At 47.9% G+C, this 21932-nt stretch carries 23 protein-coding genes; 21 read left to right on the top strand and 2 right to left on the bottom strand.

Annotated elements, in window-relative coordinates:
- Nucleotides 1–15: 15 nt before the first annotated feature.
- From Q4E64_RS06825 to Q4E64_RS06750, 16 genes are all read left to right on the top strand, one after another.
- The gene (locus Q4E64_RS06825) at nt 16–453 is read left to right on the top strand and encodes a hypothetical protein (protein ID WP_303167018.1); all 438 of its coding nucleotides are present in this window, start codon (nt 16–18) and stop codon (nt 451–453) included.
- A 399-nt stretch (nt 454–852) separates the two neighbouring features.
- On the top strand, nt 853–2043 hold the full coding sequence (locus tag Q4E64_RS06820) for an ATP-binding protein (protein WP_368501539.1): 1191 nt from the start codon (nt 853–855) through the stop codon (nt 2041–2043).
- A 642-nt stretch (nt 2044–2685) separates the two neighbouring features.
- The gene (ylxM, locus tag Q4E64_RS06815) at nt 2686–3039 is read left to right on the top strand and encodes a YlxM family DNA-binding protein (protein WP_303167015.1); all 354 of its coding nucleotides are present in this window, start codon (nt 2686–2688) and stop codon (nt 3037–3039) included.
- 5 nt (nt 3040–3044) lie between these two features.
- A complete protein-coding gene (ffh, locus tag Q4E64_RS06810) occupies nt 3045–4391 on the top strand; it encodes a signal recognition particle protein (RefSeq protein ID WP_303167013.1) in 1347 nt (448 codons plus the stop codon).
- A 50-nt stretch (nt 4392–4441) separates the two neighbouring features.
- Entirely contained in the window at nt 4442–4714 is a 273-nt protein-coding gene (rpsP, locus tag Q4E64_RS06805) for a 30S ribosomal protein S16 (RefSeq protein WP_293728360.1), read from the top strand.
- A gap of 20 nt (nt 4715–4734) precedes the next feature.
- A complete protein-coding gene (locus Q4E64_RS06800; RefSeq protein WP_303167012.1) occupies nt 4735–4962 on the top strand; it encodes a KH domain-containing protein in 228 nt (75 codons plus the stop codon).
- A gap of 17 nt (nt 4963–4979) precedes the next feature.
- Entirely contained in the window at nt 4980–5384 is a 405-nt protein-coding gene (locus Q4E64_RS06795) for a YlqD family protein (RefSeq protein WP_293728358.1), read from the top strand.
- Nucleotides 5385–5387: 3 nt separating this feature from the next.
- The gene (rimM, locus tag Q4E64_RS06790; RefSeq protein WP_303167011.1) at nt 5388–5891 is read left to right on the top strand and encodes a ribosome maturation factor RimM; all 504 of its coding nucleotides are present in this window, start codon (nt 5388–5390) and stop codon (nt 5889–5891) included.
- Nucleotides 5888–6721 (top strand): tRNA (guanosine(37)-N1)-methyltransferase TrmD, encoded by an 834-nt coding sequence (gene trmD / locus Q4E64_RS06785; protein WP_303167009.1) that lies wholly within the window; start codon nt 5888–5890, stop codon nt 6719–6721. The genes rimM and trmD overlap by 4 nt, the downstream gene beginning before the upstream one ends.
- Nucleotides 6714–7289, top strand: coding sequence for an RNA methyltransferase (locus Q4E64_RS06780; protein ID WP_303167007.1), 576 nt, complete (start codon nt 6714–6716; stop codon nt 7287–7289). Before trmD ends, Q4E64_RS06780 begins: the two co-directional genes overlap by 8 nt.
- A gap of 148 nt (nt 7290–7437) precedes the next feature.
- Nucleotides 7438–7779 (top strand): 50S ribosomal protein L19, encoded by a 342-nt coding sequence (gene rplS / locus Q4E64_RS06775; RefSeq protein WP_293729145.1) that lies wholly within the window; start codon nt 7438–7440, stop codon nt 7777–7779.
- 187 nt (nt 7780–7966) lie between these two features.
- Nucleotides 7967–8539 (top strand): signal peptidase I, encoded by a 573-nt coding sequence (gene lepB, locus Q4E64_RS06770; protein WP_303167005.1) that lies wholly within the window; start codon nt 7967–7969, stop codon nt 8537–8539.
- Nucleotides 8536–9396: a ribosome biogenesis GTPase YlqF gene (ylqF, locus tag Q4E64_RS06765; RefSeq protein WP_303167004.1), complete on the top strand. Its 861-nt coding sequence runs from the start codon at nt 8536–8538 to the stop codon at nt 9394–9396. The genes lepB and ylqF overlap by 4 nt, the downstream gene beginning before the upstream one ends.
- A gap of 114 nt (nt 9397–9510) precedes the next feature.
- Nucleotides 9511–10341 (top strand): ribonuclease HII, encoded by an 831-nt coding sequence (locus Q4E64_RS06760; protein ID WP_303167003.1) that lies wholly within the window; start codon nt 9511–9513, stop codon nt 10339–10341.
- Nucleotides 10319–10690, top strand: coding sequence for a YraN family protein (locus Q4E64_RS06755; RefSeq protein WP_303167002.1), 372 nt, complete (start codon nt 10319–10321; stop codon nt 10688–10690). The genes Q4E64_RS06760 and Q4E64_RS06755 overlap by 23 nt, the downstream gene beginning before the upstream one ends.
- Before the next feature lie 21 nt (nt 10691–10711).
- The gene (locus Q4E64_RS06750) at nt 10712–12232 is read left to right on the top strand and encodes a YifB family Mg chelatase-like AAA ATPase (protein WP_303167001.1); all 1521 of its coding nucleotides are present in this window, start codon (nt 10712–10714) and stop codon (nt 12230–12232) included.
- Nucleotides 12233–12305: 73 nt separating this feature from the next.
- On the opposite strand, the gene Q4E64_RS06745 is transcribed toward Q4E64_RS06750, so the two are convergent.
- On the bottom strand, nt 12306–13247 hold the full coding sequence (locus Q4E64_RS06745) for a LysR family transcriptional regulator (protein ID WP_303167000.1): 942 nt from the start codon (nt 13245–13247) through the stop codon (nt 12306–12308).
- A 244-nt stretch (nt 13248–13491) separates the two neighbouring features.
- On the opposite strand from Q4E64_RS06745, the gene Q4E64_RS06740 reads away from it, so the two are divergent.
- The gene (locus Q4E64_RS06740; RefSeq protein WP_303166998.1) at nt 13492–14535 is read left to right on the top strand and encodes a low specificity L-threonine aldolase; all 1044 of its coding nucleotides are present in this window, start codon (nt 13492–13494) and stop codon (nt 14533–14535) included.
- A gap of 31 nt (nt 14536–14566) precedes the next feature.
- On the top strand, nt 14567–15790 hold the full coding sequence (locus tag Q4E64_RS06735; protein WP_303166996.1) for a dicarboxylate/amino acid:cation symporter: 1224 nt from the start codon (nt 14567–14569) through the stop codon (nt 15788–15790).
- Between the two features lie 145 nt (nt 15791–15935).
- On the opposite strand, the gene Q4E64_RS06730 is transcribed toward Q4E64_RS06735, so the two are convergent.
- A complete protein-coding gene (locus Q4E64_RS06730) occupies nt 15936–16184 on the bottom strand; it encodes an Arc family DNA-binding protein (protein WP_303166995.1) in 249 nt (82 codons plus the stop codon).
- Nucleotides 16185–16443: 259 nt separating this feature from the next.
- On the opposite strand from Q4E64_RS06730, the gene Q4E64_RS06725 reads away from it, so the two are divergent.
- From Q4E64_RS06725 to Q4E64_RS06715, 3 genes are all read left to right on the top strand, one after another.
- Nucleotides 16444–17715: an AAA family ATPase gene (locus Q4E64_RS06725; protein WP_303166994.1), complete on the top strand. Its 1272-nt coding sequence runs from the start codon at nt 16444–16446 to the stop codon at nt 17713–17715.
- A complete protein-coding gene (locus Q4E64_RS06720) occupies nt 17712–18356 on the top strand; it encodes a hypothetical protein (RefSeq protein WP_303166993.1) in 645 nt (214 codons plus the stop codon). Before Q4E64_RS06725 ends, Q4E64_RS06720 begins: the two co-directional genes overlap by 4 nt.
- A gap of 1388 nt (nt 18357–19744) precedes the next feature.
- A complete protein-coding gene (locus Q4E64_RS06715; RefSeq protein ID WP_303166992.1) occupies nt 19745–21925 on the top strand; it encodes an autotransporter outer membrane beta-barrel domain-containing protein in 2181 nt (726 codons plus the stop codon).
- Nucleotides 21926–21932 lie beyond the last annotated feature (7 nt).

The following is a 21932-nucleotide window of genomic DNA, read 5'->3' as shown; positions in this document are numbered from 1 at the left end:
GAAGGAGCAATGAAAATGGATTTTGACGATATGGACTACGGCTTTGACGACGGTATGGACGATATTGATAAAGGCTTTACTGCTCATGACGATTTTTCTACTCACAGTAATGTGTTCGGAGGGATGGATATTATAGATCATAACGGTAGTATGCTGGGTCACACGCAGGCAAATATTTTAGGTGGTCAGGATATTATCGATAACGATGGAGGTATGCTAGGACATACGCAGGCAAATATCTTTGGCGGGCAAAATTTGCATGATACCATGGGAAATTTGGTGCAAGAAACACATCAAAATATCTTCGGTGGGCAGGATATTTACCAAAATGGAACAAAAGTGGCTGAAACGCATGCTAATATTTTTGGCGGGCAAGACCTTTTTGAAAATGGAGTAAAGGTAGGAGAAAGCCATGCTAATATCTTTGGCGGACATAATGTGAAGAAGTTGTAAGATAATATCATAGTTTAATCACCGGGAGCGAAAACCATAATCTGCGCTTCCGGTTTTGTATTTCTATAGCTGCATAAGTAGGTGCGGTGGCAAAATCTTTTAGACGCTAATATTTTTCTCATTCATAAGTGGGTAGCAGCTCACCAGCATGGGGCAGCCGTAGTCGGCGGCTGCGCACTTTCTGGAACGAAACGATACTCGAAAAAGATGTTAGCAAAAAATAATACAGAGCTTGCTTCCTATATTGAAACGCGATAGGAAACGAATGTTTAAATCAAAAATGCTTTTCCCTTAACGCAAGGTTACTCCAAAAAAATAGCTGCTTCTGTTTACCAGTTTTGAAAAAAAATTGATTTTGGTAAATAGAATTAGTATACTATACTTGCGAGGTGGTGAATGATGAAGCTGATTGAACGTATCCAATATTTGGAAAAAATGATTAACGTAATTGGAACGCCGGATATAAAAGTTATTACCGGGGTTCGCCGCAGCGGTAAATCTAAATTACTGGAAGCTTTTAAAGAATATATAGAAGCCCATTGCCCTGACTGCAACATAATTCATATAAATTTTAATTTACTGGAGTTTGACGGCTTACTGGAGTATAAAGCCTTATATGATTATATAAAAGCAAAATATGTTCAAAAAAAGCAGAATTTTGTTTTTATCGATGAAGTGCAGATGTGCAGGGGCTTTGAAAAAGCGATAAACAGTCTGCATTCTGCGGAAAAATATGATATTTATATTACTGGCTCCAATGCATTTTTGTTAAGTTCCGACTTGGCTACGCTGTTTACCGGGAGAACATTTGAAATTAAGGTGTTCCCGTTTTCGTTCAGCGAATATATGCAGTATTTTAATTACGGCGACAAGTACGGCGCTTTTGATAGGTATCTGCTCGAGGGCGGCATGGCGGGTTCATATTTGTATAAAGACCAGGAAGCAAAGCTGGATTATATTGCAGACGTTTTCGATACGCTTATCGTCAGGGATATTCGTAAAAAATATAAGCTTCGCAATATGCAGCTTATGGAAAAGATAATTGATTTTTTGCTGGATAACATAGCCAATCTTTCTTCAGCGCGAAGTATTACTAGCGCGTTAAGCGGCTTAAAGGAAAAGGTTAATCATGTAACCGTCAGCGCTTATATGCAGTATTTGTGCAATGCTTTCGCTTTTTATAAAATTCGCAGATACGATATTAAGGGCAAAAAGTATCTTGCTAGCAACGATAAATATTATTTGAGCGACCACACCTTTCGCTATGCAAAGCTGGGAACAAAGAATATGGATTATGGACGGATGTTGGAAAATATTGTCGCGATAGAGCTGCTGCGCAGAGGTTATGAAGTTTATGCAGGCGTTCTTTACAAAAAAGAAATTGATTTTGTTGCCATCAAGCGTAATGAAAAAATATATATTCAGGTTTCCGATAATATTGAGAATGAAAAAACTTTTGTACGCGAACTGGCTCCCTTATTGCATATTAAAGACGCTTATCCTAAAATGCTGGTTGCGCGGACACGGCATAATGAATATCAGTATGAAGGCGTAAGAATAATTGATATTGCAGAATGGCTCCTGGCATAAATATAAAATATTTCAAGGCGTTTTTCTTTCCTATCGTGAAACGCGATGGGAAACAAATATTTGAATCAAAGGTGATTTTCTTGTAACGCAAGGGTACTCTAAAAATTCAGCTTCTGTTTACCAATTTTGAAAAAAATTTGATTTTGGTAAATAGATTCGTTATAAAGAAGGGCGGAAGCAGTCCTTGGGGTAACGAAACGTTAGTGGAAAGAATGTTCGTTAATATTTTTTCGATGATATTCATGCTTTACCATATGGCGGATTTGGTCGGCGTGAGCGTTACGTTCTTACACTGTCCACGACTATGGGTACAGTATATACAGTATAAGGGCGCAGCTTATATTAGTTCTACCGTAGGTTAGTATAAATATTTACTTTACTGAAGGAAGAGTTTACTAACGTAAATTCTAGTAGAATTAAACTGTACCCTTTGTCAAGGACATTTTTAAAAGAAAGAGGAGAAAAAAAGAAGCTCTATATATAAAAGCCAAATTTTGCCCAAAATCATACCATGCAAATTGCAAACTTTTTGTGAATTTTATTCTTGCCGTTTATTTCGCTTTTGACAAGTAAAAATACTTGACAAAGCTGGCGGCTTCGAGTATACTATCAAAGTCGAGTAAATTGTGTCGAGGTAGGATTATGTCAGCGGAAGAAATTTTTGAACAGCGTATGCGTTTGGGCAGGCTGTTTGACATTTACGGCAGCTTGCTTACGGACAAGCAGCGCGCCTGCCTGAGCTTATATTTTTACGACGATTTATCCTTGAGTGAAATTTCCGAGGAGCTGGGCGTTTCCCGTCAGGCTGTGCATGACCTGCTGAAAAGAGTAGAGCAGATTCTGGAGCGCTACGAGCTGGCTTTGGGCGTGCTGGCGCAAGAGGAGAAGCTGCACCAAAGGCTGCACGAGGTTGTGAGCCTTTTGGGCTGTGACGATAGAGAGAAAAAAGACGAAGCCGTCAGGATTCTGCAAGAAATCTGCGGCGAAGGTAGGTAAAAAAGATGGCGTTTGAAAGTTTATCCGAAAGATTACAAAATGCGTTAAAGATGTTTCGTGGCAGCGGTAAGCTAACGGAGGAGGATTTAAAGGCTCCTCTGCGCGAGGTGCGCATGGCTTTGCTGGAGGCCGACGTAAACTTCAAAGTGGTTAAGGATTTCGTTTCCCGCGTGAAGGAGCGCGCTTTGGGCTCGGAAGTCAGCGAGGGGCTGAACCCGCACCAGCAGATTATTAAAATCGTCAACGAGGAATTGATCGAGCTTTTGGGCGGTACGCAAAGCAAGCTGGCCGTGGCTCCCAAGCCGCCGACTATTATCATGCTGGTGGGCCTGCAGGGCGCGGGCAAGACTACGACCGCCGGCAAGCTGGCCAATTATTTAAAGCGCAAAAAGAAAAGACCCTTGCTGGTTGCAGGCGACGTTTACCGTCCCGCCGCAATTACCCAGCTGCAGGTTTTGGGCGAACAGCTCAACGTGCCCGTTTTCACTATGGGCGACCAGGTTTCTCCCGTAGAAATTGCGCAGAAATCCTTGGAAAAGGCGCATAGCCTGGCGTGCGATACGATTATTATCGATACCGCAGGCCGTTTACATATTAACGAAGAGCTGATGGACGAGCTGCGCAATATTAAAGGCGCGGTTAATCCGCAGGAAATTCTTCTGGTTGTCGACGCGATGACCGGTCAGGACGCCGTAACCGTTGCCGAAAGCTTTAACAGCGAGCTGGGCATCGACGGCTTAATCGTAACCAAGCTGGACGGCGACGCCCGCGGCGGTGCTGTGCTGTCTGTGAAGGCGGTAACCGGCAAGCCGGTAAAATTGATTGGCTTGGGCGAAAAGCTGGACGCTTTGGAGCCTTTCCATCCCGACCGTATGGCTTCCCGTATTCTGGGCATGGGCGATATCCTGACTTTGGTGGAAAAAATTCAGTCCACTACCGATTTGGCCAAAGCGCTGGAGATGGAAAAGAAGCTGCGCAAGGATGAATTTACCCTGGAGCAGTTTTTGGAGCAGATGCAGCAGGTGAAGAAGCTGGGCTCGTTGGAAACTATTCTGGGCTTGATTCCCGGTATGGGCGGCATCAGCCAAAAGCTGAAGGAAGCCAAGGTGGACGAAAAGGAATTTGACCGCATCGAGGCCATCATTCGTTCCATGACGCTGAAAGAAAGACGTAATCCCGACATCATTAACGGCAGCCGCCGCAAACGCATCGCTCAGGGCTGCGGTATGCGCGTGCAGGACGTTAATAAGCTTCTGAAAAATTTTGAAGAAAGCAAAAAGATGATGAAGCGGATGCAGGGTATGGCTAAGTTTGCTTCCAAGGGCGGCTTTAAGCTTCCCTTTGGACACTAATAAAAAAGTTCCATGTTGTGTAAGATTAGTTTAAGGAGGTGAAAATCAACATGGCAGTTAAAATTCGTTTAAAACGTATGGGCGCTAAAAAAGCTCCTTTTTATCGTATCGTTGTAGCAGACGCTCGTTCTCCTCGTGACGGCAGATTCATCGAATCCATCGGTTATTACGATTCCACCGTTAATCCGGCTAACGTAAAAATCGACGCAGAAAAAGCTGTGGACTGGATGTCCAAAGGCGCGCAGCCGACCGATACCGTTAAGAACCTGTTCAGCAAAAACGGCATTATGAAGCAATTTGCTGAAGCTAAAGCAGCAAAATAATTTAGAGGGGCGTGAGCTACATGAAGGAATTGGTAGAAATAATGGCCAAGTCTCTTGTAAGTGATCCCTCTGCAGTTGCAGTGGAGGAGGAAATTACCGGAACAACTACGGTACTCCGCCTCCATGTCGCTTCTGAAGATATGGGTAAGGTTATCGGAAAACAGGGCCGCATCGCCAAAGCTATCAGAACTGTGATGAAAGCAGTGGCAACCCGCGAAAACGTAAAGGTTATTGTCGAGATTATATAATTGAGGATGGTATAACTATGGATAAAATGACTGTAAGGGTTCCTGTTGCTGTCAAAGCGAAAGTGACTGAAGATTTGAAGTTGAAAATTATTGGAGATCTCCAAAACACTATAAAGAATATGGAGCTTGATTTGGAACAATTTGAGTTCCAGGCCAAAAAGGCTTTACATCAGGCTGCCAACGATTTGAGCATGCTGCCGGCTTTGCGTGAGCAAATCGACATCGAAAGACAAAAACGCACCGCCGCTAAAGCGGAAGCCGAAGCTAAGCTGAAAAGAGCCGAAGCTTTGGAAATGGGCGCCGAAATCGGTCACGGTACTTTAGAGCGTACTGTGGAAATTACCGTCGGCACCAATATCGACGCTTTGATGGGCGCGGAAATTCTTACGGAAGACGGCAAGATTATCGCCTTCCGCGAATGATCCATGAATAACCAAATAGTAATTGGCAAAATCGTCGCTCCGCACGGTGTGCGGGGCGATATTCGTATTCTGCCATTGACTGAAAAGCCGGAACAATTTTTAGAGCTGGATTATTTATTGCTGGCGGACGGGCGCAGGCTGACGCTGAAGCACGCCCGCTTTCACAAACGCATGGTGCTGGCTACGGTTGCGGAAATAAATTCGATGAACGAAGCGGAGCTGCTGCGCGGCCAGGAGGTTTTGATTAACGCCGGCGATTTGCCGGAGCTGGAAGAAGGGCAATTTTATGTGGCCGACCTTATCGGCCTGCCGGTTTACGACGAACAGGGCGCACAGATCGGCACCTTTAAGGACGCTTTGACTACTGGCAGCAACGACGTGTACGTTATCGCCGTGCCCGGCGCGAAGGATATTCTACTGCCGGCGCTGAAAATTTACGTTAAAGAAATCAATCTGGCGGAAAAACGCATAGTGGTAACGCTGCCGGAATGGGTTGACGAAGCATGAAATTTTTATTTGTAACCTTGTTTCCGGAGCAGATAGAGCAGGCGGCGGGCCACAGCATTCTGCAGCGGGCGCAGGCTAGGGGATTGATCGATATAAGCTGTATCAACCCCCGCGACTTTACGCACGACGTACACCGCACGGTGGACGACACGCCCTTCGGCGGCGGCGCGGGCATGGTGCTGAAGCCGGAGCCGATGGTGGCGGCCATCCGCAAGGCCAAGGAACAGCTGCCCAACGCGCGGGTAATCGCTATGTGCCCCGGTGGGCGCACGCTCAAACAAAGCGTGGTCGAAGAATACGCGGCCTGCGGTCAGGATTTGATTTTCGTCTGCGGGCATTACGAGGGCTTCGACGAGCGCATTTTTCATTGGGTGGACGAAAAGCTTTCCATCGGCGATTATGTGCTGACGGGGGGCGAGCTGCCGGCGCTGGTGGTTATGGACGCCGTCGCTCGTTTTCTTCCGGGAGTTTTGGGCAAGCTGGCCAGCGCCGAGGAGGATTCTTTCAGTACGGGGCTTTTGGAATATCCTCAGTACACGCGGCCGGTGGATTTTGAAGGGCTGACGGTGCCGGAGGTGCTGCGCAGCGGCAACCACGCTTTAATCAACAGCTGGCGCTTGCAGGAAGCGCTGCAGGCCACCTATTTTATCCGCCCCGATTTGCTGACGGCGGAGCAGAAGCAGCTTATCGACGGCAGGCTGCCGCTGAAAATGAAAAAATCCGAGCGCAGGTTCTGGGAGGAGCTGCGCGGTAAAATCGCGGCGGCCAAGGAGCTGCGCGCCGCCAGAAACGCGGCGGCAGCGAGCGCAGAGGAGGGAGAAAATGGCTGAATTATATGTGGGCCTGGTCCACTATCCCATTTATAATAAGCGGATGCAGGTCATTGCCAGCGCCGTAACTAATTTTGACATTCACGATATTTCCCGCACTTGCCGTACCTATAATGTGCAGCGCTATTATATTATTCATCCCCTGGAGCCGCAGAAGCGCATCATCGGTAAGATTATCGACTACTGGCAGCAGGGCTACGGCAAGGTGTATAATCCGGACAGGGCCGACGCCTTGGCGCGGGTCTGCTGGCTGGAGAATATTGCCGCCGCCGCTGCGGATATCGAGGAGCGCACGGGCAAGCGTCCCTATATTGTCACTACCGACGCCCGCGTTTATCCCAACACCGTGACCTACAGCTTTATGCGCAAAATGCTGCACGAGGGCGACCGTCCCGTACTGCTTTTGTTCGGCACGGGCTTCGGCATCGAAGCGGAAACGATGAAAAGCTTTGATTTTATTTTAGAGCCTGTGTACGGCCCCTGCGATTATAACCACCTGTGCGTGCGCGGCGCGGCGGCTATTATTTTAGACCGCCTGGCCGGGGAGGCCTGGTGGGAAAAGCCTTGACAGGAACTGGCTTAAGCGCTGTTTTTTTGTAAAAAATATTGCGTTTTTTCTTGATTTAATTTCTGGTTTATGGTAAAATTTTCGTTGTGTAATACGGACGGTCCGCTGTGGGGTTCACACATGAACGTCTATGATTTAGGAGGACATTATGAACATTATTGAAGTATTGGAACAAGAACAACTGCGTTCCGACATCCCTGACTTTAAAGCAGGCGACACCGTAAAAGTTTATTGCAAAATCGTTGAAGGCAGCAGAGAGCGTATCCAGCTGTTTGAAGGCGTTGTTATCGCCCGCAGCGGCTCCGGCGTGCGTGAAAACTTTACCGTTCGTCGTATTTCCTACGGCGTAGGCGTAGAAAGAACCTTCCCGGTTCACAGCCCGCGTATCGAAAAGATTGAGGTTGCCCGCCGCGGTATCGTTCGCCGCGCTAAACTGTACTATCTGCGCAACCTGACCGGTAAAGCAGCTCGTATCAGAGAAAAACGCTAATTCAGCGAAGATGTTCATGAATAATGAGAGGGACTGTAACATTAGTAGTGCAGTCCCTTTTATTATGGCGTAATTACCCTGCGGCTTGCGGGTATTTTTTACATAACTGCCATAACTTGCCCATGACGGCGCGGAATTTTTATGTTAAAATAAGAGCGTAAATTGTTTTAGAGAGGGGTCTGTATAATTGAGCAGCAAAAAAGAAACTTCCTGGCAGGACAGCGCCAGCGACTGGCTGGTGTCCATAATTGTCGCCGTTGCTTTGGCCTTTTGTATCCGTACCTTTTTAGTGGAGCCCTATATGGTTGAAGGCTCGTCCATGTATCCCACGCTGGTCAACCATGAGCGGCTGATTGTAGATAAGCTGAGCTATTTTGTGACCGACCCCAAGCGCGGCGAAATTGTAGTGTTCCGCTTCCCTAAGGATGAAAGCCGGGACTTTATCAAGCGCGTTATCGCGGTGGGCGGCGATACGATAGAGATGCGCAACGGCCAGGTGCTGGTCAACGGCACGGCCTTGAAGGAAAATTATATTTATAAGGACGACCCCAAGGGTCGCAATATTTCCAACTTCCGCAAGACGGTAGTGCCCGAGGGCACCATTTTTGTGCTGGGCGACAACCGCAATAATTCTGAGGACAGCCGCTTTGCCGACGTGGGCTTTGTTCCCCATAAGCTGGTGAAGGGCAGAGCGCTGGCGGCCTTCTGGCCCCTGAGTCAGGCGCGGGTTATCAAGGCTGACGCAGGTATGGGCCAATGATGCTGGAAGATTTTAAAATTCAATGGTTTCCCGGCCATATGACCAAAGCCAAGCGCATGATGGAAAGCCAGATTAAGCTGGTGGACGTGGTGGTGGAAATGCTGGACGCGCGCATTCCCCGTTCCAGCACCAATCCCATGCTGCAAAATATTTTAGGCGCGAAGCCCAAGGTTATCGCTTTGAACAAGGTGGATATGGCGGACAAAGCGCAGACCGAGCGCTGGCTGGAAAAGCTGAAGGGCAGCGGCCTGCCGGTGTGCAAGGTGGACTGCGCTACGGGCAAGGGCGTGAAGCAGCTCATCGGCGCTATTCAGCTGGCGGCTAAACCGGTAATCGACAAATGGCTGAAAAAGGGCGTGCGCAACCGTCCCGTGCGCGTGATGATTGTGGGCATTCCTAACGTGGGCAAGTCCACGCTGATTAACCGGTTAGTCGGGAAAAATAAAGTTATGGCGGCCGATAAGCCCGGCGTGACCCGCGGGCAGCAGTGGGTGACTATCGCCAAGGGCCTGGAGCTTTTGGATACGCCCGGCGTGCTGTGGCCGAAATTTGAAGACCCCGGCGTGGGCTTCGCTCTAGCGGCGACCGGCGCAATTAAGGAGGACGTTTTCGATAGGGAAATGGCCGTGGAGCTGCTGCTGGATTTTTTAATCCGCAGGTATCCCGAGGCCTTGCAAACTAAATATGCAGTGAGCTTAGAGGCTGGCGACGACGTTAACGCCGTGACGGCGAAAATCGCCGAAGCCCGCGGCTGTTTAAAGGCCGGCGGGTTGCTGGACTTGGATAAGGTGGACCAGCTGGTGCTGCGGGATTTCCGCTCCGGCCGTTTGGGCAGCTTTACCATCGACGAGCCCTAAGTTATGAGGTTTTAATTTTGAGAACCGCTTTGTAGTACCATTCGCGCTATAAAGCGGTTTTTATGCAATTTTTCAGGCTTTTAGCAAATTATTTTACAAAGGGAGTGTGAAGTAATGAAAATCAACGAGGTTAAGGAGCTGCTGGCAGGCCAGCCTGCGGCCGAGCAGCTGGAAGCTTTGCGCCAGGACGAACGCAGCGGCGTGCAGAAGTTGCTGGCGGCCTACGACAAACGCCTGGCTAAGGCTGAGGCCGAGCGGCGGCGCTTTGAGAAAATGCTGCGCTACGAGCATATTTATTACGGAAAGGGAGCGCAGTATGTGGCGGGCGTGGACGAGGCCGGACGCGGGCCGCTGGCCGGGCCTTTGGTTATCGCCGCCGTTATTTTGCCGCAGGAAATTTTTATCAGCGGGCTGAACGATTCCAAGCAGCTCAGCGCCGCTAGGCGCGATGCATTGTACGACGAAATTATGGAAAAGGCTTTGGCGATAGAGGTAAATATCGTCAGCGTAAGCAATATCGACGCTTATAATATTTACAGCGCCACCCAGCGGGGTATGGCGGCGGTGCTGGAGCATCTGCCGCTGCGTCCCCAGGTTGCTTTAATCGACGCGATGCCGGTGCAGGCTGCGGCAATCGAAACCGTTTCCGTTATTCACGGCGACGCCTTGAGCGCTTCCATCGCCGCCGCCTCCATCATTGCCAAGGTAACGCGTGACCGCATTATGGAGCGGCTGGATAAGCTTTATCCCGCCTACGGCTTTGCGCAGAACAAGGGCTACGGCAGCAGTGCGCATATGCAGGCCATTGCAGCGCACGGCGCTACCAAATGGCACCGCCGCAGCTACGAGCCGGTTAAAAGCATGGGCCTGCCGCCCGCAGCCGCTGCGGAAGATATTTTATATGCGCCCCAGCTCGACTCTTATGAATACCCGGTCGAGGATTAAACTGGGGGAGTACGGCGAAAACGCGGCCTGCGCTTATTTACAGCGGCAGGGATATAGGATTTTGGCGCGGAATTTTCGCTACCGCCGTTACGGTGAAATTGATATTGTTGCCAGTAAAGCCGGGGTATTGAGCTTTATTGAGGTCAAGACGAGGCATTCGCAGCGCTACGGCGCGCCTGCGGAAGCCGTAACCTTGACGAAGCAAAGAAAAATCTATCGTTGTGCCGAATATTACCTCCAATGCGCGGGGTTGATGGACTGCATACCGGTGCTTTCCTTTGATGTAGTTGAAATTATCATAGAAGGCACTGCGGCCGTGCAGCTCAGGCATTACCCGCATTGCTTCTGAAACGAAGATAGGAGTGTAAAAATGTTTGCGCAAATTTTAGGAGAAACTACCTGCGGTATCGACGGAGTACAAATTTTAGTAGAGGTGGACGTGAGCAACGGCCTGCCCAATTTTGATTTAGTGGGCCTGCCTGCGCTGGCGGTGCGCGAATCCAAGGAACGGGTCAAGGCGGCGCTGCGCAATTCCCATTATCCCTTTCCCATGACGAAAATCACGGTGAATTTAGCGCCCGCGGATTTGCGTAAGGAGGGCAGCGGCCTGGATTTGCCCATCGCCGTGGGCGTATTGTGCTGCTGCCGTCTGCTGGACGCGGAAAAGGTTAGGGAAAAAGTTTTTGTAGGCGAACTGTCGCTGGACGGACGTATCCGTAAAGTGTCCGGCGTTTTATCCATGATTATGGACGCTAAGCGCAGCGGGGCCAAGGAAATTTTTATCCCAAAGGATAACGCCGCCGAGGGCAAGCTCGTTCACGGCATTACGGTTTATACGGCGGCGACGCTTAGTGAAATCGTCGAGCATTTGCAGGGCAAAGCGCCGCTGACGCCCCTGCCGAAGGAAAATATTTTGCAGAACCAGCAGCGGGTTTATCATGTGGATTTTGCCGACGTTAAGGGACAGCTGGTAGCGCGGCGCGGTTTGGAAATCGCCGCCGCCGGAGGCCACAGTATTTTGCTGGTGGGCTCGCCGGGCTGCGGCAAGACGATGCTGGCGCGGCGCATGGTGACGATTCTGCCGCCGATGACGGAGGCCGAGGCTTTAGAGGTTACGAAAATTTACAGCATCGTGGGCCTGCTGCCCCAGGCAGACAGCGTCATGCTGGAACGCCCCTTCCGCAGCCCGCACCACAGCATTTCCGGCAGCGCGCTTTTGGGCGGCGGCTCCACGCCGCGTCCGGGCGAGGTGACGCTGAGCCATAACGGCGTGCTCTTTTTGGACGAGCTGCCGGAGTTTGAACGCTATACTTTGGAGATGCTGCGGCAGCCCTTGGAGGACGGCGAGGTTAACATTTCCCGCGTGCGCGCGGCTCTGACCTTTCCCAGCCGTTTTATTCTGGTAGCCGCTCAAAATCCATGTCCCTGCGGTTATCTTGGCGACAAGCTGCACCGCTGCACCTGCAAGCAGAAGGATATCGACGCTTACCGGCGCAAAATTTCCGGCCCGCTGATGGACAGAATGGATATGCAGATAAATCTGGCGCGGGTGGAATTTGCCGAGCTGAAAGAAAAAGCGGCGGGAGAAAGCTCAGCCGCGATTCGGGAACGAGTTGTTAAGGCCAGGCTGATTCAGCAGCGGCGGCTGGGACAGTGGGGGCTGTACTGCAACGCGCAGATGGGGCGCAGCGAGGTGGTAAAATACTGCAAACTGGACGACAACGCCCAAGCCGTGCTGGAAAAATATTTTAATATGCTGCACTTGAGCGCCCGCAGCCACGACCGCATTTTAAAAGTGGCGCGCACCATCGCCGACCTGGCCGGCAGCGAACAGATTACAGCTAGGCACATTGCCGAAGCCATTCAGCTGCGCACCAGCGTGAGCAATTAAAAATTAAGACTGACGGAACAAGCGCGCCTTGCCGTAAATTAGCGGCGGGCGCAGGCTTGTCTGTCAGTCTTTTTTAGCTTTTGCCGCTCTGCACGCAAAAATCAATGAACTGCCGCACTAAGGCGTCGGTATTGTCCTTGCGGTAGTAGATATTGATATTGCGGGTAGCCAGCGGGTCGTTGATTTTATAATAAATCAGATGGGCGGTGGGCTCCATATATTTCAGCAGGGAATCCCGCAGGAAAACAATGCCCTGCCCCGACCGCGCCAGAAAATATAAAGTGTAGAAGTCCTCGATATGGGCTAAAACGCGCGGGCGCATATTCTGGCGGTGAAAGATGCGCATGGCGCGTTTATACATATCCTTACTTTTTTTATGCAGAATGAAAGGATAATTGTCAAAATAAGCCAGCGGTACGCAGGGATAGCGTTGCTGCCGCCATTCGCCGCTGTTGATTTGCTGCAGGGTAAGCGCGTAGCCGGTCAAACGCTTATTGATGTCGAAAGCGGCGGGGACGGCCAGCACAATGCTTTCGCTTCTGATGGGAACGAAGCAGCAGTCCTTGAGATGGTTGTTGTGCGCCGTGATGACCATGTCCAGCTCTTTCTTTTGCAATTTATGCAGCGCCGCTTCCGTAGAGGCTTCGATACATTTATAAGTAATCTGCGGGCGCTGCCGGGAAAAATCCTCCTTTAATTTATTGATAAAATTGACGAAGAAAAAAGCGGAGCTGCCGATGACCAGCTCTTTTTTATCGTCTTGGTGATTTTGCAATTCCTGGAATAGTCTGGCTTCAATTTTTTGTATTTTTTTGGCGGCCGCAATATATTTCGTGCCGGCCGACGTTAGTTTGACGGGTTTGACGCTGCGGTCGAAAAGCTGTACGCCGAGTCGTAATTCTTCTTTGTGGATGATGGCGCTTAAAGCCGGCTGGCTGATGAACAAACACTCTGCCGCTTTGGAAAAGCTGCGCTGGCTGTCCACTTGTAAAATATATTCCATAGCTTTTTCCACTGTACCGGCACACCTCCTGTAACAAAATTATTTTTCGCGCTGAAGTATTTTGCATAACAAATTAGTATTTCGGGATTTGTTATTATGATTATAAAACGGAAAAGCCCGTAAAACAAGGGAAAACGGCGCTAAAGTATAAGTTTTTTTATATATTTAAGCATAGTATTTTGTATTAGGCAAGCAGGCGGGCCGTTTAGTATAATAAAATTATAGTTACAATTTAGTGAATTTTCAGGGAGGCGGTATGATGATTGATTTACGCAGCGATACTTTGACTATGCCAGACGAGTCTATGCTGCAAACCATTATGACGGCTCGCTTAGGCGACGACGGCAGAGTCGGCGCCGACGGCCGCGGCGAGGATTTGACGATTAACGCGCTGGAAGATTTGACGGCGGAGCTGACCGGCATGGAGGCCGGACTGCTGTGCCCTACCGGCACGATGGGCAACACCTGCGGCGTGCTGAGCTGGTGCAAAGCGGGGGATAAGGTACTGGTACACGAGCAGCAGCATTTATTGCTGACGGAAAAATTTCTTTTCGACGAGCAGTATTGCCGTATGATTCCCGTAAAATATGCGATGAACGAAAAAAATACCCCGGACGTGGAGCAGATAGACAAACTGTTGGCAGAGTCGGGCGCGAAGCTGCTGTGTTTGGAAAATACGCATAATTTTTCCGGCGGTTATGTGATACCGGTGGAGGAAATGGCCAGGCTGCGGGCGGTGGCCGACAAGCACGGCGCGCATATTCATATGGACGGCGCGCGGCTGTTCCATGCCGCCGCTGCCTTAGGCGTGGAGGCCAGGGAGATTACCCGATATGTGGATTCCGTTATGGTGTGCATTTCCAAGGGCATCGGCGCGCCGGTGGGTTCCGTGCTGTGCAGCACTAAAGCGCAGATTGCCAAGGCCCGCGAAATCCGCAAGGTGCTGGGCGGCGGTATGCGTCAGGCCGGCGTCATCGCCGCTCCCGGCATTTACGCGCTGCAGCATAATTTGCAGCGGATGCGGGAGGATATCGCCAACGCCCGGCTGACGGCTTCGTTGTTGCGCGGCAGGCTGCGCAAGCTGACTATGCAGGACGAGGTGCAGTCCAATATTCTGGTGCTGGACGTCAGCAAGGCCGGCGTCAGCCCCGCAGAATTCTGCGCTATGGCGGAAGCCAGGGGCCTGCTGATTAAAACCGTGCTGCAAACCTGCGTAAGGCTGGTTTATTATAAGGGGATCGGCAGCGAGGACGCGCGCAGGGCGGCGGAAATTATTTTAGAGCTGGACGCCGCAATTTAATTGAAAATCGCAAATTAAGGAGGGTATCAGTATGGTCATTTTTGGAAAAAAGATTAGCTTGACGACGCAGATTTTTATAGCTATGATTCTGGGCGCAGTTATGGGCCTCGCCTTTGGCCCCACTATGAAAGCCGTGGGCTTTATTGGCACTATTTGGCTGAACTGCGTGAAGATGATTGTCGTGCCGATGGTTTTAGTAACCATCATCACCGGCATTATTTCCCAAAAGGATTTAAGCTCTCTGGGACGCATTGCCGTGCGCATCATTCTCTATTATATTTTGACGACTTTGGTGGCGACCGTTGTGGGCCTGGCCGTTACCGGCGTGCTGCGGCCCGGCGAGTTCGCTAATTTTACCGGGCTGGCCTCGAAAAAAGTTGTGGGCTCCGCCGATATTACGGTAGCGCAGTTCTTCACCTCGATGTTCACCACCAATATGTTCCAGACCTTCGCCAAGGGCAATATCGTGCAGACCTTGATTGTTGCCGTAATGACCGGCATCGCGATTATGAAGGTGGCTAACGAGGAGCATAAGGAAACGCTGAAAAAGATGTTCAACGCCATCAACGCTATGGTATTTTCTTTAATCGGCATGGTTATGAAGGCTTCGCCCATCGGCGTATTTTTCCTGATGGCCGATTCCTTCGCGAAATACGGCGTCAGCATTTTCACCAGCATGGCCAGTCTGGCGGGCGTGTATTATTTGGCCTGCCTGTTGCACGTGCTGTTCGTTTACGGCGGCGTTTTGTGGCTGAGCTGCGGCATTACTCCCTGGCGCTTTATTAAGGACAGCGCCGAGCTGTGGATGTACACTATCACCACCTGCAGCAGCGTAGCTTCCATTCCTGTTAATATTAAGGTAGCGAAAGAAAAATTTAACGTGCCGGAGCGCATTTCCAGCTTCACCGTGCCTTTGGGTTCGCAGATGAACTACGACGGCAGCGTAATTTTGTACGGCTGCGTAATCACTTTTATCAGTCAGGTTATCGGCGCGCCGCTGGATATTCCCACGCTGTTGAAGGTTGTGGTGCTGTCCGCAATTTTGTCCACGGGCGGCGGCGGTATCCCCGGCAGCGGCATTGTCAAGCTGTTCGTTATGGTTGAGGCCTTCGGTCTGCCGACGGAAATCGTTGGCATCATCGCCGCTTTCTATCATATTTTTGATATGGGCACGACGACCAACAACTGTCTGGGCGATTTGGCCGGTACGATTTTCGTTTCTAAAATGGAAGAGAAAAGAGAACAGGCTGCCTGAGTTTATTTTCAGAATTAAAAAGCGAAGCTCCTTATGCCGGGGGTCATTCAACCTTTGGCTAAGGAGCTTCGCTTTATGTTTTTAATTAAAAACTCAAGCTCCTTACGCCAAGGTTTGCGTTACCTTCGGCATAAGGAGCTTTACTTTATTTTTCGATTTTGAAAAGCATCTCCATGGGGCGGTCGGGAACTGGTTCAATGGGCTTGCTATCCGCCGCGGGCATTTCGTCTGCGTTTAAGACGATGCGTCCGCATTTGCGCTCGTAATCGTCGACGACCCATTTTAAAATTTGTTCGATTTCTTTATTAACGGAACGGCCGTTATTTTTAGCTATATGCTTCATCTTATTCATAATGATGGGGTGAATACGCAGAGTAAAGCGCGCCTCTTCCATTGATAATCCCTCCAAAATTTCAGCTTACTTCTTATTATAGGCAATCGGCGCGATTTGCGCAAGCATTAACCTGCGGGGGCAAATTGATTTTAAGAAATGATTTCTACAATGAAATGCGGCTTCTGAACTTTTATTGCTTTGTCTATATCGTGCTCCCGTAGTTGGAAAATGGATTTCCACGCTTTATTAAGGTTAATTCTTTAATATTTAGCAGAAATCAGTTATAATGTAAATATACGAATTGCAGGAGGCTGCCACAATGTATATTAACAATATAAGAATAAGAAATTTTCGAGGAATAGAAGATAGTACCATTGAATTTAAACCAGGATTTAATCTGATTAAAGGTGAAAACGGTAAAGGAAAAACTTCTATTGTTGAAGCTATAGCCGTAGGCTTAGGCGGGTTTATAGGCGGATTTTCTGACGTTTCTACCAGACATTTTTCCAAAGAAGAAATTAGAAAAGAATGGAAATTAATGGGCGACGGTTCTTGCAGTGAATTTTATAAGACGCCTACTGAAGTATCATTAAATATTGAAATTGATGAGCGGCAATATGAATTGATTAGAAGCAGAGCCAGCGTAAAATCTTCTCGTACTACTACCAGCCCCAAAGATATTGTAAAATATGCGGAACAATTGCAATGCGATGAATATGCCGAACTACCGGTTATCTGTTTGCAGGGCGCCGGAAGAGTGTGGAGCCAGAAACGAGAAAAATCAGAAAATGTTTTTAAGACAAAATATTCTCGAACTGCAGGATATATCGACGCGCTTGCAGATGCTTCCAATATTAAATTATTATTAAATTGGTGCGTTAAAATGGAGCAGGTGTCTTGGCAAAAAGAAAGCAAAATTGCTGAATACGAAGCTGCGAAGCAAGCCGTAGCTAATTTTATGAAGCAAATTAACGGCGAAGGCGAGTATAAAATTTTTTATGATAAACAAATGGAAGAATTAGTTTATTCTGTAGACCATAATGTAGCGACTATTAATAGTTTAAGCGCGGGCTACCAATCTTTGATATGGATGGTTTTTGATATTGCTTATAGAATGGCGGTATTGAATCCTGCAAAAAAAATGGATATAGCTAAAACTAAAGGCATAGTGTTGATAGACGAAATAGATATGCATATACATCCGAGATGGCAGTGGAATATTATTGAAGCTTTAAGAAATGTATTTCCCAATGTGCAATTTATAGCGACTACTCATGCTCCGATTCTTTTTGCTTCTGCGAAAAATGTTTGGCTAATAGATGTTGAGAGGCCGGAGATTACTTATTCAGAATCTCATTACGGCCTCGATGTTAATGCTTCCATAAAGGATTTTCAGAAAACAAACGATATTCCTATCAGTATTCAAAAAGAGATTGATAGCTTTTATAATGCTATGGATAAGGGAAAATTTAATGAAGCGAAAGAAATTTTAGCCAGAGTTGAAGAAGAAACTAAACCTGAGTCCACTAATGTAGTTAAAATGCGTGCACGTTTTGAGTTTGATACTATGGATTTAGGTGACGGCTTATGATATTTATTGATAAAGGGCGCGAACCAAGAGCTTTAACAGAATATAAGCTGCAAGAGCATGCGTATTATGACGGCTGTCCGAAATCGGCAATAAGGGAAAGCTTAACGGCTGAGCAAGGTAATCTTTGCGCTTATTGTATGCGCAGGATTGATAAGGATTCTGCGCGTATAGAACACTGGATACCGGAATGCTTGCTGACGGAATATGAAAAAATGGATTATAGAAATCTGCTTGGCGTTTGTTCCGGTCATCTGGAAGGTCAGCAAGGTAGGGACGATACCTGCGACGCTCATAAAAAAGATACGCCGATTACAGTAAGTCCATTAAATGAGAGTACCTTAAGGGGCATTTATTATTGCAGCGCTAACGGCGAAATTCATTCTTCAGATGAAACAGTAAATAGTGATTTGAATGATACTCTTAATTTAAATAGCCGGCAGCATCGTTTACCAATGAATAGAAAGGCGAAGCTTGAGGAAGTAATTCTTTTGCTGAAAAAACGCTACGGTACCAAAGATTGGGCGATTGGTAAGTTAAGAAGCTTTTTAGACACATATTCCAGAGTAAACGCCAATGGCGATAAGCCTGAGTATTTAGGTATTATAGAGTGGTACATCAATAAGAGGATAAACGGTCGTTAATCGATAAGTAAGTTCAAAAAAGCTATACATATCGTAATATGCAGAACGCAGAAAGCTATCAATACTTTTCCGCGTTCTGCTTTTTTGCGCGGAATTTTCTTCATAAATATTTCTGCTCTTATCCCATAAAAAATTTTACGCGGTGCTCGATTTAGCAACGCAAGCGGTTGGAAAAATTTTGTTTTTCTTTTCGTCGGCTCACTACCCCAAAGTAAAACAGAGGCAAGCTAGAAAAAGTAAATATTTATACATACAAGAAGCTTGCCGGGGGGGACTTCTATGCTACAATTAAACTAGCGCAACGTATATCAGTAAGCAATTTATGCTGCGAGGACGATAGCAATTTTGCAAAGCGCAACTGCATTTTATTTTTGGGCGGACCTGCTCGACGCGGGCGTGTGAATTTTTTGGAGAGGATGATTTTGATGGGCGGAAAGAAAAAGAAATTTTTAGTGCAGGCGATAACCTTGGGCTTGCTGCTGGCTGTGCCGTTGGGCGTGCAGGCGAAGGATTATACACAGCGAGTTACCGGTAATAGATCTAATTATCCTACTACACCTGGGATGGACAATATCTTAACTATTGATAACATAAATAATAAATATACATATAATTTCTCAGCAGATGATAGACTTATCTGCAATGATCCAATGTATGGAGCAAATGCGGTATATTTATATGAATCTACTACCGATAATAAGATTTTTGATTTAGGTAATCTTGGATATATTGAATATACTAGAAATGATTCGGGAGATACTTTAAGGGCTATTCTTGTGGCAGGTGAAAATAAAAAACTTATATTGAGAGATTGTAATATTAAGGCAGAAGGAAATTTTAGGTATATAGCAGGTGTTGATGCAATATCGTATTCTAATAAAGGCAGTATTGATATAGATTTTGGTAAAGTGGATATAAACGCTGTAAGTTCTTATAACGGAAGCAATAGAGGCATTGTTTATGGCATAGTTTTGAGTTATAAATCTACAGCTACTTTAGGAGAGAGTTCAACCATAAATACTTCTGGCTGTAGTGGCGGATTTCTTAAAGCGTGGGGTGTCTGTGTAAAATATGCATCTAAAGGTATAAGTCTAGGAAATAATACGACGATAAATACAAATCTTGAATATACAGGTGATGGTGTAATAACCGCTCCGGATTATGAAGGCGTAGGCGATAAGGATAGTGATCCTGTAAAGAGTAATGGTGAGTCCGTAGGTATTTATGCGGATAGTGGATTAGTTTCAGTTGAAGGTGGATTGACAATCAATTCCACAGGTTACGGTACAGGAAGCGTTTGGGTTCGTGGCATTAACGCACAAATGTCTCCAGATAATTCTGGTTTAATTCCAGATGTAGATATAAAAAATAATGCAACTATCAATATAATGAATAAAGCTATTACGGGTACGGCTTACGGCATGTTCATCAATGCCGGTTCTGTTTCGTTTGGCGATAATGCTAAAATTATTTCACAGGCGCAAATTGATAATAATATGAAAAATACAAATGAAAATGGTATTAAGGTTCGCGGAATTTACATAGATACATCCAATAATAATATTTGGTCGGAAGATGTAATAAAGAATACAAATGCTATTGTAGAATTTGGCGACGGCGCAACAATTCAAGCTATCAATAATTCTAAGGGCGGCGAAACGACCGGCGTGTATGCGCACGACAGCGTTGTCTTTAAAGGCGCGTCGCAAATCGTGGCGGAAGCAGGCAGCGAGGGCAAGCACGACAGCTATGGCGTTTACGCCACAAGCGAGAAGGGCGACGTCGATTTAGGAACTGCGTCTGTGATTTCGGTAATCAATAATTCAAACGCTAGCACGGCTTACACCGCAGGCATCAAAGCTGTAGATAGCAGCAAGGTTACTATGCGCGGCGGTTCGATTAGCGGTAAGAGTGCGGACGGCGAAAATTTTAAAGCTATCGTAACGTCGGATGCGGCGCAGGTCAATGTTAATGCGGACGGCGCACAGAATATAATAGTAGAAGGAGATTTGGAAGCGGATTCGCAAAGCCAAATTAAAATGCGAGCTAACGATGCGCAATCGTATCTTATTGGCGCGGTTACTACCGCTTATGAAGAAAATGTAGATGATGATTCCAAAACCAAAACTGATTTGACTTTTAAAAATACAACCTGGTATCTGACCGGCGACAGTAATGTTACGAATCTAACTTTGGATAACGGTATTGTCAGCATGGTGGAAAATGCAAATTTAGCGCGCACTGTCAGCGGTAACGCGCAGAAGCTCTCCATAGATAAGGCGTTGAACGGCAGCGGCACTTTCATTATGGATTTGAAGTATTACGATAACGACGTCAAATCTTACGAGAACGCGACGGATAGCGACTTCATTTACATTCATGGCGGCGATAACAGCGAGCAGCGTCTTGTTTTTAAAGACAACAACAGCAATTTGGGAGCGATGGCCAGCGACGCTAAGCTGTACTTTGCGCAGATAAAAAATAACGCCGCGACTTTCGGCGACGGCGGCGATAGCGTTACGGACGGCGGAGAAAAATATGATACCGTTACGGCGATTAACGAAAAAGGCATTTACGATTTGGAATTTTATATCGATTCCGAACAAAACGCGGAGCAGGCGGATTACAACGACTGGTTCATCACCGGCAAAACGAACAAGAGCAATCCCAACGGCGACGGCCCCATTCATTCTTATAACGCGGGCTTTGCGCTGTGGCGCGACGACGACACGCTGCTCAAACGCCTGGGCGAGCTGCGTTTTACCAACGACGAGGGCGGCGCGTGGGCGCGGGTCATCGGCAAAAAGCTGGAGGATAACAGGAGCCTGGGCTTCAACACGCACGCCAAAACCGTGCAGGTGGGCTACGACCGCAAGGATGTGCAGGAGGACGGCAGCGGCACCTGGCGCAAGGGCGTCGCTTTGGGGCACACCTGGGCGGACACCGGCTTCCGCGGCGGCAGGGGCGAAAATAATTATACCGATTTAACGCTGTACGCTACGAATATCCGCAAGCACGACCATTACTGGGATTTGGTAGCGCGCATCGGCTATATAGATTCCGAATACGACACCGCTTACGGCGACCGCGGCGAGTTCGACAACTGGGCTGGCAGCCTGAGCGCGGAATATGGGCGCAAGAAAAAACTTAACGAGGACAACTGGTTCATCGAGCCGCAGGCGCAGCTGACCTACAGCTATATGTGGGGCGACAGCTACACGACGCGCAACGGCGCGCGCGTGGTGCAGAGCGACGCCGACAGCCTGGTAGGACGCGCGGGCTTTATCATCAGCAAGGAAATAGAAAGCGAGCGCAAATATCCGCACCGCTATTACGCCAAGGCGTTCATTATGCACGAATTCCTGGACGGCGGCGACAATAATATTTATTTTGACAGCGACAGGCTGTATGGCGGCAGCGATTTCAAGGACACCTGGTACGTTGCAGGCGTGGGTGCGAACGTGGACATGGGCAACAGCTGCACGTTCTACTTCGACGCCGAAAGAAACTTTAAGGCGCACGCCAAGATGCCGTATCGCATAGAAGCGGGCTTCCGCTGGGAATTCTAAAGAGAGG

It is taken from the genome of Phascolarctobacterium sp. (assembly GCF_030531065.1).
Classification (GTDB): Bacteria; Bacillota; Negativicutes; order Acidaminococcales; family Acidaminococcaceae; genus Phascolarctobacterium_A.
This window is presented reverse-complemented; position numbering and strand designations above follow the sequence as displayed.